Here is a 15,921-nt window from a genome sequence, read left to right on the forward strand (position 1 = left end):
CTGATTTTGGAGCGGTGTCCTCGACGGGACTTCGATACAACAGGGCGGCATCGAAGTCCATCCGACGCTAGTGTCAGAAGAAGGCCTGGATACCGGTCTGTGCCCGGCCAAGGATGAGCGCATGCACGTCGTGCGTGCCCTCATAGGTATTGACCGTTTCGAGGTTCTGGGCGTGGCGCATCACATGATAGCCGATCTGGATGCCGTTGCCCCCGTGCATGTCGCGCGCCATGCGGGCGATGTCGAGCGCCTTGCCGCAATTGTTGCGCTTGACCAGGCTGATCATCTCCGGCGCGACCTTGCCTTCGTCAAACAGGCGACCGACACGTAGGGAGGCCTGCAGGCCAAGCGTGATTTCCGTCTGCATGTCCGCGAACTTCTTCTGGAACAGCTGGGTGGCGGCGAGCGGGCGGCCGAATTGCTTGCGGTCGAGCCCGTACTGGACGGTCCGCTGCCAGCAATCTTCAGCGGCGCCGAGGACGCCCCAGGAAATGCCGAAGCGGGCGCGATTGAGGCAGCCGAACGGCCCCCTGAGCCCGGAGACATTGGGCAGGAGATGCTCCTCGCCGACAACAACGCCGTCCATGACCACCTCGCCGGTGATCGAGGCGCGCAACGACAGCTTGCCACCGATCTTCGGCGCAGAAAGGCCCTTCATGCCCTTTTCGAGGACGAAGCCGCGGATCTGACCGTCATGGGCGTCCGATTTCGCCCAGACGACAAAGACATCGGCGATCGGCGAGTTTGAAATCCACATCTTCGAGCCGGACAGGCGATAGCCGTCAGCGACCTTCTCGGCGCGGGTTTTCATGCCGGCGGGATCAGAGCCCGCATCGGGCTCGGTGAGGCCGAAACAGCCGATCCATTCGCCGGAAGCGAGCTTCGGCAGATATTTGCGGCGCTGCTCCTCCGAGCCGTAAGCGTAAATCGGGTACATGACCAGTGACGACTGCACGCTCATCATCGAGCGATAGCCGCTGTCCACGCGCTCGACCTCGCGCGCGACGAGGCCATAGGCGACGTAGGACGCACCGGCCGTGCCGTATTCTTCGGGAAGCGTCACCCCAAGAAGCCCCGACTCGCCCATCATCCGGAAAAGCTGAGGATCGGTCTTTTCTTCCAGATAGGCCTCTTCGATGCGCGGGAGAAGTTCGCCTTGCGCGAATGCCCGTGCACTGTCGCGGATCATCCGTTCGTCTTCGGTCAACTGCTCTTCCAGGAGAAAGGGATCAGTCCAGACGAAGGACGGCTTGGAATTGGCCATAATTGTTTTTCCTCCTTAGATGTGAAGCAAGACCTATCATCAAATCCAATCCAATGACCAGATGCTTTCCCGGCCGATTTTTCCGGGGATGCCGGCGCTCCATGGATTTCGCGGACGCGGCGAATCCACTATAGATTTTGCAATGCCCATCAAGCAGCTCACCGAGACCATTATCAACCAGATCGCAGCCGGCGAAGTCATCGAACGTCCGGCAAGCGTGGTCAAGGAGCTCATCGAAAATTCGATCGACGCGGGCGCAACGCGGATCGAGGTCGTCACCGCCGGTGGTGGCAAGAACCTTATCCGCATCACCGATAACGGTTCGGGCATTCGCTCCGACGAACTTGCCCTTGCGGTGGCGCGCCACTGCACGTCGAAACTCACCAATGATGTGCACGATATTCGCGCCCTTGGTTTTCGCGGCGAGGCCCTGCCCTCTATCGGATCCGTTTCGCGCCTGTTGCTGAAATCACGCACGTCCGACGCGGATTCCGGCTTCGAGATCAGCATCCATGGCGGTCGCCAGGACGGGCCGCGCCCGACCCCGATGAACGGCGGGACCATCGCGGAAGTGCGCGACCTTTTCTTCGCCACGCCTGCCCGCCTCAAATTCATGAAGACCGACCGGGCCGAGGCATCGGCAATCAGCGATGTCGTCAAGCGCATCGCCATTGCCTTTCCGCATATCCGCTTTTCGCTTGCAGGCAGCGACCGCACGCCGATCGAGCTGGCGGCGACCGGCGCTGGATCGTCAGGAATGCTGGAGCGGATTTCGCAGGTGCTCGGCAAGGAGTTTCCCGAAAATGCCATCGCCATCGATGCCGAGCGCGATGGCGTGCGCCTGACCGGCTTTGCCGGCATTCCGGCGTTCAACCGCGGCAACAGCCTGCATCAGTTCGCCTATGTCAATGGCCGGCCCGTGCGCGACAAGCAGATCTGGGGCGCAATCCGCGGCGCCTATGCCGATGTGATCGCGCGCGACCGCCACCCGGTCGTCGTCCTGTTCCTCAATCTTGATCCGGCGCTCGTCGATGTGAATGTGCACCCGGCCAAGGCGGATGTGCGTTTTCGCGATCCGGGGCTTGTGCGCGGCCTTATCGTCGGGGCAATCCGCGAAGCCCTCGGTCAATCCGGCATCCGGGCCGCAACCAGCGGGGCCGAAGCGATGCTGCATGCCTTCAGGCTTGGCGGCGCGGAACCCTCGCGTGCTGCCCCGCTCCATCAGAATTGGCGCGGCAACGCTGCCGTCAATCAGAATTACTCCGTTGAACAATCCCCATACCGTCCGTTCGAAGTCGAAGGCGCCCTCGCCGCCGACACCCGTGGCGGATTTGCCGAACCGGCGCAGCCATTCCTTTATGATGTCGCACAGGCCGTGGCAGCCGATGCACGCGGTGCGGCCGCTGAGGCTTCAAAGGAATTGCTTTCCGCGCCCCTCGGAGCCGCTCGCGCGCAGGTACACGCCAACTATATCGTCGCGCAGACCGAGGACAGTCTTGTCATTGTCGACCAGCATGCCGCGCATGAACGTCTTGTCTATGAGGCACTGAAGAACGCGTTGCATTCACGGCCGCTACCGGCCCAGATGCTGCTCATCCCCGAAATCGTCGACCTGCCGGAAGAGGATGTCGAACGGCTTGCCGCCCATGCAGAAACGTTGGCGCGTTTCGGCCTCGGTATCGAAGCCTTTGGACCGGGTGCGATCGCCGTACGCGAAACGCCGTCCATGCTCGGTGAGATCGATGCGCAAAAACTCGTCCGCGACCTTTCCGACGAGATCGCCGAGCACGATACATCGAATGGCCTGAAAGGCATTCTCGACCATGTCGCCGCTACCATGGCCTGCCATGGCTCGGTCCGCTCGGGACGGCGGTTGAAGCCGGAAGAGATGAATGCACTCTTGCGCCAAATGGAAGCAACGCCGGGCTCGGGCACCTGCAATCACGGTCGGCCTACCTATATCGAACTCAAGCTCAGCGACATAGAGCGTCTTTTCGGGCGGCGATAAGGGGCTTTCAATCGCGCCATGCTTGACCACCTGCGGCTCTGAGCCGTAAATGAACATTCAATCGACTGGAACATCGGCAGAATATGAACAGATTTGAAGGACCCGGCTCGCGCGAAGCCAAAATTCGTTATCTCGACGGCGACTTTCAGGTCCTGTCGCCGGGTTCCTATGTGCTCTGTGCGGTTACCTCGGAGAAGATCCCCCTGGACGAACTCAAATATTGGAGCGTCGCGCGTCAGGAGGCCTATGCCGATGCGCGCATTTCGCTCGAGCGCGAGCTTCAGGTGAACCCCGACCTGCGCAGTCGAAGCAAAGGCTGAGCGATATGCTGACCCGCCGCGCAACCCTGTTCACTCTTCTCGCGGCTGGAATTCTTGTGAGCGGCTGTACCACCGATACGGCCAGCAATGCGCCGGCATATACGGGCCCGGTTAAAACAATCCGGGGCTATCTGCAGGGACCGCCATGGGCACGCCTCACTGCAAGCTCAGTGGTGTTCGTCACTGCCTACGACGCAAGCCGGGGTAATTCGGCTCCAATGCCGCGGCTGGCCCGCACCAGCTTTACGCTGAACAGAAACGGCACATTCCCGGTCGCCTATGAAATCAGGGTTCCGGCGGCAGCCTCGACCCGCGTCGCGCTTGGCGTCGAAATCACCCGCGCCGGAGGAACGCTGTTCTCTAACGACCGGCTCTATAGCCAGACCACGGGAACGAGCCTTAATATTCCGATGCGCGAAGCGCCTCCGCGGATCAACCGAAGGTACCCTGGCATTTTATGAGGCATCCCGGCGCCGGTGACGGGCGCGATCGCGCGTTTCCCGTATGATGCGAGCGGGTGCGCCGGGCTGGTTGAAAACGAGTTCCACCTCCAAAACCGAGGTACGGCCGGCAAATGCCTTCGCCGCCTCGCTGCCGTCGAGAAGCCTCACCAGGTCTTTGGCTGTTGTGACCGGCGTCAGGTTTTCCCCATCGGCCGCTTCAGCGAGTTCGGCGAGATTGTCGTCCGTGTACGGATGATGGTCTGGAAAGGCGCGCGTTTTCTCGACGATCCCGCCCGCTTCGCGAAGCGTCGTAAAAAACTTGTACGGATCACCTATGCCGGCGAAAGCCAGTAATCGTTTGCCGGCTATCTCAGATGTGGATATCGGCTTAAGAACTCCTTCATAGATCGGTTTTGCCGCCCGCGCCGCATTGCGAATGACCCGGTCGGCGCCGTTCGCTGTACCGATCTTGAGCACCGCGTCGGTTCGCACCAGCTGGTCGATCAACGGCGCGCGCAAGGGTCCTCCCGGCAAGACGTGGCCATTGCCGACGCCGCGGCCGGCATCCACCACCATCAGAGCGAAATCGAAATGCAGGCGGGCGCTTTGAAAGCCGTCATCCATGATGATGAAATCGCATCCGGACTGCTGCAATGCCTGTGCCGCGGCAAAGCGGTCGGACGTGACGATGACCGCCGCGTGCCGGGCGAGCAACAGTGGTTCGTCGCCGACAAGGCGGGCGCTGTCATGTTCTAGATCGACACGATGCATGCCCGAAAACGCGCCGCCATAACCGCGCGAAACAATGCCGGGCGTCAGCCCCGCAGCAATTGCGGCCCTGGCAAAGGTGATTGAGGTCGGGGTTTTTCCGGCGCCGCCGATAGTGAAATTGCCGATGCAAAGCACCGGGACCGGAATCGTCGGTGGCTTCGCCCGCCTTATGCGGCGCCCGGCCACGCTGCCGTAAATTTTGGAAAACGGGCTTAGCGCCCAGGCCCGCCAATCCGGCTTTTCCCACCAGAAAGGAGGGGCCTCGCTCATCATTTCCAGCCGCCTTCGCGATTGCTGAGGCGTGCCTGCAGAACGAGCGGCTGGATGAAGGGCTCAAGTGCGGTCAAGGTGCGATCGAGCGATCCGCGCATGTCCTCGACGGTCTTGAGGCCAGCGTCGATCATGACCTGGCGTTCTTCCGGATTATTGAAGAGATAGTTGACTGCGCCCGCGAGCATATCCTTGTCGCGCACAAGTTTCGCCGCGCCATTCTTGATCAGGCGCTGATAGGAATCGCGGAAATTCTGAACATTGCGTCCAGAGAGGATCGCGGATTTGAGCATGGCCGGCTCAAGTGGATTCTGCCCGCCTTGCGCGGTCAGCGACCGGCCGACGAATGCGATCTCCGCAAGGCGCAGATAAAGGCCCATATCGCCGATCGTATCGCCGAGATAGATATCCGTATCAGCCTCGATCTGATCCGCCTTGCTGCGCAGCGCCACCTTCATGCCCATTTTTTCGATTGCCTCGGCGATCTCCGGCGCACGATCAGGATGGCGCGGCACGATGATCGTCAAAAGATCGCGATGGCGCGCTTTCAGCATGTGATGCACCTGCGCAACGATCTCCTCTTCGCCCTGATGCGTCGAAATCGCGGCCCAGGTCTTGCGGGTGCCGATCATGCGCTGCATTGCGGCAAGTTCAGTATTGTTCACGGGCGGTACGGCCGTGTCCACCTTGAGGTTGCCGGATACCGTCACCGGCCTTGCGCCAAGTGCCCGGAACCTTTCGCCGTCGATATCCGATTGGGCAACGACGTGGGCGAGATTTTCGAACAGGGCCTCGGCAATCGAGGGCCGCTTGTGCCAGCTGGCAAAGGAGCGATCGGAAAGGCGCCCATTGACGAGCACCTGCGGAACCCGCCTGGTGCCAAGTTCAAGGATCGTCATCGGCCAAATCTCGGATTCGCAGATGATGGCAAGATCAGGCTGCCAATGGGTCAGGAAGCGGTCGACGGCGGGCTTCAGGTCGAGCGGCACATATTGATGGATGACGCGGTCGCCGAGGCGCTCCTGCACCATCTTCGCCGATGTAACCGTACCGGTCGTCAAAACGACATGGATGTCCATGTCGACGATTGCTTCGACAAGCGGAGTGACAGCCGACGTTTCGCCAACACTCGCCGCATGGACCCAGATAAGCGGACCGGATGGGCGGGCAACGCTCGCCACACCGTAGCGCTCGCCCTGACGGCCACGCTCCTCCTTGCCCTTGCTGGCACGGAAGGCAACATAGGCGCCGACAATGGGAAATGTTGCCGCGCCAATCCAGCGATAGGTGCCAAGCACCAGGCGTGCCCATCTTTCGCTCATGCCGCGCCGTCCACGAGTTCATGCACGCGCTTGGTGTTCGCGTTCAAACTATTGGTCAATTCGACACGCTTGGCTTCGAGCATTGCTTCATCTGCATCTTCGGGAACAAAGATCGGGTCGCCGACAATCAACCCCGATTTGCCGAATGGCAAGGGAATGGTGGTCTTGTCCCAACTCTTCTCCAGAACTTTTCTGCGGGTGGTCAGGTAGCAGATCGGCAGGATCGGCCGTCCGGAAAGCTTGGCCAGCAGAATAACCCCGGGACCGCTATCGCGCGGCGTTCCATGCGGAATATCGGCGATCATCGCCGCGGTCTTGCCTTCGGCCAGCGCTTTTTTCAAAACGAGCAGCGCCCGTGCTCCGCCCTTTTCCGTCCCTTTCGAGCGGTCGCGACCGCCCGAGCCGCGCACGATCTCCACGCCGAAGCGCTCGGCAACGCGCGCATTCAGTTCTGCGTCCTTGCTCTTGGAAAACATGGCGACGAAGCGCACGCCGCGCGGCATTAGGAATGGCGCCATCAGATGCTGGCCGTGCCAGGCAACGGCGATGAACGGCTCACCCCCGCGTTTCATATCTTCGAGGTCCGAAGACCCCTTGAGCCGGGGATTGGTCAGATGCACCAGCCGGAAGAACTGCGTGATCAACCACACGATCATGCTGCGGACGATCGGCGAATTCGCCAGCGGGCCGCGCACCGAGCGCCAGAAGCGCTTGAGCGCTCCAGCTTTGCGGCGAGGCGCTTTAGCCGTTGCTGAATTCTGGTCAATCATGTCGATCTTTGTCCGACCACGCGCACGCGGTCAGTCCGCCTTGCCCGTGGCAGGATCCAGCAAGCGATGCATGTGGACGATGAAATAGCGCATATGAGCGTTGTCCACCGTCGCTTGCGCCTTCGACTTCCATGCGCGCTGCGCCGAGGCAAAATCCGGATAGATGCCGACAATATCGAGCTTGTCGAGGTCGCGGAACTCGACACCGCCGAGTTTCTTCAGCTCACCGCCGAATACAAGGTGAAGCAGTTGCTTTTGATCCGAAGTGTTTTCGCTCATGTGCCTGTCCAAATGATCGAGAAGGTTGCTGACTGTTTATCCGAACGCGGTTTCGGCGACAACGTCCAACATGTTATCCATGAGCAATCCGCTTGCGGCAACGAGCGCGCCGTGGCGATAGTCGCCATTACTGGTGTCTGTAAGACCGTAGGTAAGTGGCTTTCCGTCCGCGGCGACGACCCGGCCGCCGGCTTCCGATAGGATGAGATCGGCCGCTGCAAGATCCCAGTCATGCGAACTTGGCCGCACGAAGGTCCCCGCGATATCGCCGCGCGCCACCATGGCGATCCGATAGGCGAGCGAGGCAACGTAGGGCATGTGTTCGATGGAGGAGAGAAAGTGTTCCGGCAGCCGCTTGATGAAGGCCGAGGGACCGGCCACCTTATAGGGAAGGTGCTGGGCCTGGACATGGATGGCGGCGCCGTTCTGCGTCGCCCCGCCGCCTGGCGTCGCCATGATGATTTCGCTGCGGGCCGGGCAGTCGAGAACGCCGGCGACGGGCCTGCCGTCTTCGATGACGGCAACGCTGACACACCAGACGTCGGCACCTTCGATGAAGGCCCGTGTCCCATCGATCGGGTCGACGACGAAGAAGCGCTCTCGCGGGGAAGCGGCACGTTCGTCCTGGGTTTCTTCGGATATCCAGCCGTAATCCGGGCGGGCCGTCAGCAGCATGTCCTTCAGATACTTGTCGGCGGCAAGATCGGCCTCGGTTACCGGCGAGTTGCCGGTTTTCATCCAGACCTGCGGCGCCTGCCGAAAGTAAGACAGAGCGATCCGGCCTGCGCCCTCGGCGGCCTGCCGGATCAGTTCCAGGTCTTCAAGATTGAGCTTACTTGCCGGCAAGTGTCATGCCTTCGATTACGAGTGTCGGGCTGGCAATGCCGAAATTGCGATCGATGTCGCTTGCCGCAGTGAGATTAAGGAACATGTCCTTGAGATTTGAGGCGATCGTCACTTCGCTGACCGGATAGGCGAGTTCGCCATTTTCGATCCAGAAGCCCGAAGCACCGCGGCTGTATTCGCCGGTGATCATGTCGACACCATGGCCGAACAGTTCGGTAACGTAAAAACCGGTACCAACATCGCGCATCAGGTCTTGCGGCGACTTTTCGCCGGGTTCGATGGAGAAGTTCGTCGAGGCGGGCGTGACTGTCGAGCCGGAACGCACGCCCCTGCCATTGGTGGCGAGGCCAAGTTCCTTTGCTGTCGAGGTCGACAGGAACCAGTGTTTCAGCACGCCATTCTCGATCATCGTCAAGGGAACGCCCTCGATGCCCTCGCCGTCAAACGGGCGCGAAGAAGAACCGCGCACCCGCAACGGGTCGTCCTTAACGTTGATCGCGTCGCTCAGGATCTTCTCGCCCATGCGATCCTTAAGGAAGCTCGTCTTGCGTGCTACCGACGCGCCATTGATGGCGCTGGCAATATGGCCGGCGATACCTCGGGCGACGCGCGGGTCGAAAACAACGCTTACACGGCCGGTTGCCGCCTGGCGCGCGCCAAGGCGCTTTACCGCGCGCTCCCCGGCCGATCGCCCGATGGCTGCAGCGTCTTCAAGCGCGTCATAGAAAATGCGCGACGAAAAATCATAGTCCCGCTCCATGGCGGTGCCGCTGCCGGCGATTGCGCTGACGGAGCGGGAAAAGCGCGATCCCATATATTGTCCGGCAAATCCGCCTGATGTGACGAGCACGAGGCCGCCCATTCCAGCAGATGCGGAGCCTCCACCCGAATTGGTAACACCCTCGACGGCGAGCGCGGCCGCTTCGGCGGCAAGTGCTGCTTCGGTCAGTTGCGCGGCATCGACGACGGTCGGATCGTAAAGATCGAGATCGCGAATTTGGCGGGCAAGATTTTCAGGAGCGGCAAGACCTTCGAAGCTATCGTCCGGCGAGACTTTCGCCATGGCGACGGCGCGTTCGGCCAAGGCCTTTGGCTCGGCTCCGCCGTTGGCAGATATGCTGGCGATCTTGCGACCGACGAAGACGCGCAGGGAAAACTCATCGCTCTCGGAAGATTCGGTCTCTTCCACCTTTCCGAGCCGTACGCTAACGCCCGCGGAACGCGAGCGGGCAACGACTGCGTCGGCCGCGTCGGCGCCTGCTTTTTTTGCAGCTTCGACGAGCGCTGTCGCTTTGTCTAGAAATTCACGGGAGTTCAAAGAGTCGCTCATTTTATACCTGATTATATGAATGATTAGGGTAATTTATCGTATGGTCGCATGCACCCTCCTATATGGTGCAAATTTGCGCCTATCAAGGCGGGCCGAACGAACAATCGGCATTGGCGGCCGTTGATTATTGTCATTCCGCGCCGCTATCGCTGTCACGATCGGCATAGGTGATCGCCGCGTCAACGGCGCGCTTCAACTCGTCCTTGATCCCAGCCGATTCCTCGAGCACCTGCTGGATTCGCAGAAAATCCAGAACGCCGAACCGTGCCACGCTTGGGCGCAGAAAGATTGCCGGAGCCTGCGTACGCAGGCGGGTCGCGATGATCGATTGCATCATCAATTGGCTGGCACCGAACATGGCCTCGATTGACGAGGGGGATCTGCCGATATCGCCTTCCGGTCCGCCGACGACATCGACGGCGATGACGAACCGCGCCTTGTCCATCAAATGATCGAAGGGAACGGGATTATAAATGCCGCCATCGATCAGGATACGGTCGTCTCGTCGCACTGGCCGGAACAAGGCGGGGATCGCGGCGGAGGCGGCGACGGCATTATAAAGATCGCCCTCGGCCATCACGACCTCGCGCTGTCCGTAGAAATCGGTCGCGGTGACAGTGAGCGGGATCGCGAGTTCCTCGAATGTCTCGGGAATGCGGCCGGGAAGGAAATGCTTCAGAACCTTTTCGATGTTGAACTGGCCGAGACGAATGCCGCCGCCAAACATCTCGCCGAAGCTTGTCGGGCGCAGCTTCCACAGGCGCGCTGCAATCTCACCACGTTTGGAGAGGATCGCGACCGCGTATTCGCGAATCTCGACCCCGGACATGCCTGCCGCCATACCCGCGCCCATGATCGCTCCGATGGACGATCCTGAGATCGCGGCAGGTTTGATGCCAAGTTCGTCCAGGGCTTCAATGACGTTGATATGAGCGATGCCGCGCGCCCCGCCACCGCCGAACGCGACGGCAAAGGTCGGCTCGCGCGGGGTTTTACTTGCGCCTGTCGACCCGTTTGCCTGATCAAGTTCGCGCGCGACCATCGGTCCTTTTCCTATGAAAGCGGTGGGCCGACGATCAGGATCGCCGGGTCCGTCAACAACAGTTTCCTGGCCGCTGCCTTCACCTCATCCAAGGTCACGGCATTGATGAGATCGGCACGCTTGTCGATGTAGTCGCGGCCAAGGTTCTCATCCTGCAGGCCGACCAACGTGCTGGCGACCGCCGAGGAAGAGTCGAGATTGTTCACCGCATAGGACCCAACGAGATATTTCTTGGCTTCTGCCAGTTCCTCCTCGGTCGGCCCGTCCTTGGCCATCTTTGCCACTTCTGCCTTGAGGATTTGCAGGGTTTCACTGGCGCGATCGGCCCGCGTTGCGGTCGAGATCATCAAAGCCGCCATATGATCGCGGTTGGCGAGATTGGAACCGGCCGAATAGGCAAGTCCGCGCTTTTCCCGCACCTCATTATAGATGCGCGAGGAAAAGGTGCCGCCGCCGAGGATATGGTTCATGATATAGGCGGCAAAGAAGTCTGGATCCTTGCGCCGGACACCCGGATAGACCATCGAAATCGAGGTCTGGGGCAGTGCATAATCGACCTGGGTGGTCTTGCCGAAGGCAAGTTTTGCGTCGCTGACCGTATCGAGCTGGGCTTTCTCGGGCAGATCGCCGAAGACCTTGTCGAGGAGCGGCTTCAGCTCTTCCGGGCTGATCGATCCGACGACGCCGACAATCAGATTATCCCGGGCAAAGTTCCGCTTGTGAAATGCAGCAAGGTCGTCGTGAGTGATGCTCGTGAGACTTTGCTCCGTGCCTTCCGATTGACGGCCGTAGGGGTGGTCGCCGTAGAGGGCTTCGGCGAATTTGCGCCCGGCAATGGTGTTCGGATTGCGCTCCGAAGCCTTGATGCCGGCAATCACCTGCTGGCGAATGCGGTCGATGGGCGCCTGGTCGAAGCGCGGGTTGTTGACGGCCAGCGTCAGCAACTCGACGGCCTCATCGCGCTTGTCGGACAGCATGCGCATCGAGCCGGTGATACTGTCGTCATCGGCATTGAAACTCATCTCGGCGCCGACATCGTCGAGCTTGTCCTGGAACGAATTGGAATCGAGATCGCCCGCGCCCTCGTCAAAAAGCCCGGTCATGAGGTTGGCAAGGCCGTCTTTGCCCTTCGGGTCCTGTGCGGAACCACCCTTGAAGGCAAAGCGCATGGACACGAGCGGCACGAAATCATCCTGTACCAGCCAGGCGCGTATGCCCTTCGGCGAGACCACTTCCTGGATCTCGACCGCATAGCCCGGGACGACGGCAACGAGGAACAGCAGGAACGTTGCAGCGAGCCGTCTGGTTATTGGGGTAACGGCGCGGATCATTGGACGACTCCTTCGGCGGGCGCTTGCGGCTGTTCCTGTTCGGCTCTACCGGGCGCCGCCTCCCCGTCAGCGGGCACATCGGGCTTGCCGTCTTCGGGCATGAGGTAGCTGGTAACGGAACGGCCATCGACGAGATAGCGCTTGGCCACGGCCTGGATGTCGGCGACCTTCACAGCCTTTATGCGATCCGGCCATTCCTGGATATCCTTGATGGTCTGACCGGTGGAAAGGGTCGAACCATAGATGCGCGCCATCCCCGCTTGGCTGTCCCGGGCAAAGATCATGCTTTTCAGGAAGCGATTGCGCGCCTTTTCGAGTTCATCCTCGGTGACGCCATCCTTTGTAATACGGGCGATTTGCGCATCGATGCCGGCTTCGACATCGCTCAGGGTCGCATCCCCGCGCGGCGAGCCATAGACGCCGAAACTGCCGTCGTCGAGCGATCCGCCCTGATAGAAGGCGCCGGCGCTCGCTGCCGAACCGTCCTTGACGACCAAGGCCTGATAAATCCGGCTGCGCGAAGACCCACCAAGGATTTCGCTCAAAAGGTCGAGAGCCTCCGCCTCGCCCGGCTTGGCGTTCGTATATGAGGGTGCGAGCCACATCTTCTGGAAGCTCGGCTGTGACACGCGCGGGTCGGCAAGTGAAACCGTGCGTTTGGTATTCTGTTCCGGCTCCTGCGGCCGGTCGCGCTTGCCCGGCTCCGCCCGGCGCGGCACCTTGCCATAGGTCTTTTCCGCCAAGGCTTTGACGGTTGCGGGATCGACGTCGCCAGACACGACAAGGGTCGCATTGTTGGGCGTGTAATATTTCACGTAGAAGGCCAGCGCATCCTTGAGGTTCAGCTTTTCCATCTCATGCTGCCAGCCGATGACCGGCATGCGGTAAGGGCTGTTCTGGTAGAGCGTCGCGTTGACCTCTTCGGCAAGCAGCGCGCCGGGATTGCTGTCGGTGCGCGAACGGCGCTCCTCGAGCACGACGTCGCGCTCGGTTTTCACGACATCCTCATTGAGGATGAGGTTCTCCATGCGGTCCGCCTCATAGGTCATGACCATTTCGAGGGCCTGAGGCGACACCTGTTGGTAGAAGGCGGTGTAGTCATAGGAGGTGAAGGCATTTTCCTGCCCGCCGATCTCAGCGACCTTGCGCGAAAACTCGCCGGCCGGATAAGTCTTTGTCGCCTTGAACATCAGGTGTTCAAAAAAATGTGCAATGCCCGATTTTCCGGGTTCTTCGTCGGCCGAACCGACGTGGTACCACAGCATATGCGTGACGACCGGCGCCCGATGATCCGGGATAACCACGACTTCGAGCCCGTTGTCCAGATAGAATGACGAGACGAGGTCATCCTTGCTTTCAGCGGTCGCAGGCGTTTGCACGGCAGTTTCAGCCTGGGCAGGGGCATAAACGCCCGCGCCGGCGAGCGCGCCGGTTAAAACAAATGCCGCAAATATGCGGCGTATAGTCGGGATCATTGAAATCGGTCCAGTACTGTTGTTCAGGATTGCGATACAATCCCGCTGTTTACGTCTTCAATGTGACAAGCCGAATGATTGTTCCGCCATACGGACGTTCCTCGACAACCGAAAAACGCGCATCGAGTTCGACCACGGCGTCGGCCTCCTCTTCGAGGACCAGCAGCGTGTCGCTTTTCAGCCAGCCGCCATCAAGGGCGGACTTGAATGCCAGTTCGCCAAGGCCTTTCGAATAAGGCGGATCGGCGAAGACCAGATCGAACGGTTCGATTGTGCCGGCCTCGCCGAGTTTGGTCGCATCGCGGCGAAAAATCTTGGTATTGCCGAGAAGGCCGAAGGCTTCGACATTGGTGCGGATCAGTCCCCTGCCCTCGGTCGATTCCTCGATGAATACGCCATAGCGCGCGCCGCGCGACATGGCTTCTAGGCCGAGAGCGCCGGTGCCGGCGAAAAGGTCGAGGACGCGCGTCGCCTCGAACTTTTCGGGATAGTTGTGCACCAGAATATTGAAGAGGCTTTCGCGCGTGCGGTCGGTCGTCGGCCGGATCGCATTCGAAGCCGGCGTTGCGAGTGAACGTCCGCGAAATCTGCCGCCGACAACGCGCACGATCAGCCCCGCGGCTTGTTGCCACGCGGCGGACGCGAACCACCCGGACCGCCCGGCCCGCGACGCCCGCCGCCACCCGGTGCATCGCCGCGCGGCTTGCCTCCGCTGTAGGGACGATCGCCGGACTTTGCGGGGCCGCGTGCGGGCTTGCCGCTCGCGCCATAGGGCCGATCGGCGCGGGCGGGCCGCTCCGACTGAAATGACTGGTCGCCGCGCTGCTCGCGCTCTTTCATCTCGGCACGTTCGCGCTTGCCGGCACGGGGTGGCCGCGCGGGGCGTTCGCCCTCGGTCCGGCCAGCACCTAATGCGCGCTTCGGCTTCTCCGCGCCCTGATCGTCATTCGCAAATGGCCGGGGCGAATATGGCCGGCGCTTTTCCTCACCGCCCGGTCGGCTGCCGAACGAGCGTTCTTCGCGCGGGCGATCGCTGCGTGCGCGCGGCGCGCCTTCATTCGATCGCTGGGGCCTGTCGCTGCGGCTTTCGCCGCGCTTCTCTTCCGTTCGTGCCTTGGGCTTGCCGAGCGGGCGTGCGCCGGGCGCCATCCAGACATTGGCGGTACGGCCGGAGCGCGCCGGGATTTCTTCCTCTTTAGCGCCGCGGCCGGGCTTCGGCCCTGCTGCACGCGGCGGGCGTGGCTTGCGGTCTTCGTCGCGTGGGGGGCGGGCCGGCCGCTCGCTGCGATCGGTCGTCAGGCGTGACAAGGATTCCTCGCGCTTTTCGTCGGCGGTCTTGCGCGGCGGCCGCCGTTTGGCGACTGGCGCGCTCGATATCCACTCGGAAGAGCCGCGCGTCGGGCGCTCGCGCGCATCGCTAACGGGCTGCGCCAATTCACCCTTTACAGCATCGTTGGAGAAAACGTTGATGATCGGCGCATCGAAATCGGCCCCGGATTCCTCGATGAGCCGTTCACCGAGCTGATCGCGCAGCGTGCGGCCGTTCATCTCTCGCACGGCACCTTCCGGAAGGTCGCCAAGCTGGAACGGGCCATAGGAAATGCGGATAAGCCGGTTCACCGACAGACCGAGGGCACCGAGCACATTCTTGACTTCGCGGTTCTTGCCTTCGCGCAGCCCGACCATGATCCACACGTTCGAGCCCTGTTCGCGTTCAAGCGTTGCTTCGATCGCGCCATAGAAAACGCCATCGACGGCAATTCCGTCCTTCAGGCCGTCGAGCTTTGCTTGCGTGATCGAGCCGTGGGCGCGCACGCGGTAGCGGCGCAGCCAGCCGGTCGACGGCAATTCGAGCGCACGCGACAGACCGCCATCATTGGTCAGCAGCAGCAGCCCTTCGGTATTGATATCGAGACGCCCAACGGAAAGAACGCGCGGCATATCTTTCGGCAGCGATTCAAAAACGGTCTGGCGACCTTCCGGATCGCGATTGGTCGTAACCAGGCCGGCAGGCTTGTGATAGAGCCAGAGGCGCGTCCGCTCCTTTTCCGGCAGCGGCTTGCCATCCACTTCAATGCGGTCGCTGCGCTTTACATTGATCGCGGGGCTGTCGAGACGCCGTCCGTTGACGGATACGCGGCCGGCGGCAATCATCGTCTCGGCTTCGCGGCGCGAGGCTATGCCGGCACGTGCCAAGCGTTTGGCGATACGCTCGCCCTCTTCCGCTACAGCCGCGGCATCGTCGAATTTGCGCGGCGCGGGGCGCCCGCCACGGGACGAACCCGCGGGCTTCTTGTCGAAGCTGCGCTTTGCAAAGGGGCGTTTGCCGCCCTTGTCATTGTCATTTGAACTTGTCATGGAGTTAAGCCTTTCAGCAGGGCTCACTACCAGCTATGAGGTTGGCTTGCGAGCAAATTCTGGATTGCGGGGCGGCGTGACGCAAAAAACTG

General features: G+C 61.2%; 15 protein-coding genes. 3 read left to right on the forward strand and 12 right to left on the reverse strand.

Annotation, left to right across the window (positions count from 1 at the left end; all coding sequences use genetic code 11):
* Positions 1 to 73: 73 nt before the first annotated feature.
* Positions 74 to 1,264, reverse strand: a complete 1,191-nt coding sequence (locus BR48_RS0104370) for an acyl-CoA dehydrogenase (RefSeq protein ID WP_027230183.1) — start codon at positions 1,262 to 1,264, stop codon at positions 74 to 76.
* A gap of 142 nt (positions 1,265 to 1,406) precedes the next feature.
* Here BR48_RS0104370 and mutL point away from each other — a divergent pair, with 142 nt between their 5' ends.
* The 3 genes from mutL (at position 1,407) to BR48_RS0104385 (ending at position 4,053) form a co-directional block, all read left to right on the forward strand.
* Positions 1,407 to 3,272 (forward strand): DNA mismatch repair endonuclease MutL, encoded by a 1,866-nt coding sequence (gene mutL, locus BR48_RS0104375; protein ID WP_027230184.1) that lies wholly within the window; start codon positions 1,407 to 1,409, stop codon positions 3,270 to 3,272.
* Positions 3,273 to 3,355: 83 nt separating this feature from the next.
* Positions 3,356 to 3,592 (forward strand): DUF2093 domain-containing protein, encoded by a 237-nt coding sequence (locus BR48_RS0104380; RefSeq protein WP_027230185.1) that lies wholly within the window; start codon positions 3,356 to 3,358, stop codon positions 3,590 to 3,592.
* A gap of 5 nt (positions 3,593 to 3,597) precedes the next feature.
* Entirely contained in the window at positions 3,598 to 4,053 is a 456-nt protein-coding gene (locus BR48_RS0104385) for a hypothetical protein (protein WP_027230186.1), read from the forward strand.
* On the opposite strand, the gene lpxK is transcribed toward BR48_RS0104385, so the two are convergent.
* The 11 genes from lpxK to BR48_RS0104440 form a co-directional block, all read right to left on the reverse strand.
* On the reverse strand, positions 4,048 to 5,079 hold the full coding sequence (lpxK, locus tag BR48_RS0104390; RefSeq protein WP_027230187.1) for a tetraacyldisaccharide 4'-kinase: 1,032 nt from the start codon (positions 5,077 to 5,079) through the stop codon (positions 4,048 to 4,050). The genes BR48_RS0104385 and lpxK overlap by 6 nt on opposite strands.
* Positions 5,076 to 6,398 (reverse strand): lipid IV(A) 3-deoxy-D-manno-octulosonic acid transferase, encoded by a 1,323-nt coding sequence (gene waaA / locus BR48_RS0104395; protein ID WP_027230188.1) that lies wholly within the window; start codon positions 6,396 to 6,398, stop codon positions 5,076 to 5,078. Before waaA ends, lpxK begins: the two co-directional genes overlap by 4 nt.
* Complete coding sequence (locus tag BR48_RS0104400; RefSeq protein WP_036813294.1) at positions 6,395 to 7,168, reverse strand: lysophospholipid acyltransferase family protein; 774 nt, start codon at positions 7,166 to 7,168, stop codon at positions 6,395 to 6,397. The genes waaA and BR48_RS0104400 overlap by 4 nt, the downstream gene beginning before the upstream one ends.
* A gap of 30 nt (positions 7,169 to 7,198) precedes the next feature.
* Positions 7,199 to 7,447 (reverse strand): DUF4170 domain-containing protein, encoded by a 249-nt coding sequence (locus BR48_RS0104405; protein ID WP_027230190.1) that lies wholly within the window; start codon positions 7,445 to 7,447, stop codon positions 7,199 to 7,201.
* A gap of 36 nt (positions 7,448 to 7,483) precedes the next feature.
* Complete coding sequence (locus BR48_RS0104410) at positions 7,484 to 8,293, reverse strand: 3'(2'),5'-bisphosphate nucleotidase CysQ (protein ID WP_027230191.1); 810 nt, start codon at positions 8,291 to 8,293, stop codon at positions 7,484 to 7,486.
* Positions 8,280 to 9,623 carry a TldD/PmbA family protein gene (locus tag BR48_RS0104415; protein WP_027230192.1) on the reverse strand — a complete coding sequence of 448 codons (1,344 nt, stop codon included), beginning with the start codon at positions 9,621 to 9,623 and terminating at the stop codon, positions 8,280 to 8,282. The genes BR48_RS0104410 and BR48_RS0104415 overlap by 14 nt, the downstream gene beginning before the upstream one ends.
* A gap of 130 nt (positions 9,624 to 9,753) precedes the next feature.
* Positions 9,754 to 10,665 carry a patatin-like phospholipase family protein gene (locus BR48_RS0104420; protein ID WP_027230193.1) on the reverse strand — a complete coding sequence of 304 codons (912 nt, stop codon included), beginning with the start codon at positions 10,663 to 10,665 and terminating at the stop codon, positions 9,754 to 9,756.
* Positions 10,666 to 10,676: 11 nt separating this feature from the next.
* A complete protein-coding gene (locus BR48_RS0104425) occupies positions 10,677 to 11,996 on the reverse strand; it encodes a pitrilysin family protein (RefSeq protein ID WP_027230194.1) in 1,320 nt (439 codons plus the stop codon).
* On the reverse strand, positions 11,993 to 13,471 hold the full coding sequence (locus BR48_RS0104430) for a pitrilysin family protein (RefSeq protein ID WP_027230195.1): 1,479 nt from the start codon (positions 13,469 to 13,471) through the stop codon (positions 11,993 to 11,995). The genes BR48_RS0104425 and BR48_RS0104430 overlap by 4 nt, the downstream gene beginning before the upstream one ends.
* Positions 13,472 to 13,520: 49 nt before the next feature.
* Positions 13,521 to 14,078 carry a 16S rRNA (guanine(966)-N(2))-methyltransferase RsmD gene (gene rsmD / locus BR48_RS0104435; RefSeq protein ID WP_027230196.1) on the reverse strand — a complete coding sequence of 186 codons (558 nt, stop codon included), beginning with the start codon at positions 14,076 to 14,078 and terminating at the stop codon, positions 13,521 to 13,523.
* Positions 14,079 to 14,080: 2 nt separating this feature from the next.
* Positions 14,081 to 15,829, reverse strand: a complete 1,749-nt coding sequence (locus tag BR48_RS0104440) for a pseudouridine synthase (protein WP_027230197.1) — start codon at positions 15,827 to 15,829, stop codon at positions 14,081 to 14,083.
* Positions 15,830 to 15,921: the final 92 nt, after the last annotated feature.

It is taken from the genome of Phyllobacterium sp. UNC302MFCol5.2 (assembly GCF_000686005.1).
Lineage (GTDB): Bacteria > Pseudomonadota > Alphaproteobacteria > Rhizobiales > Rhizobiaceae > Phyllobacterium > Phyllobacterium pellucidum.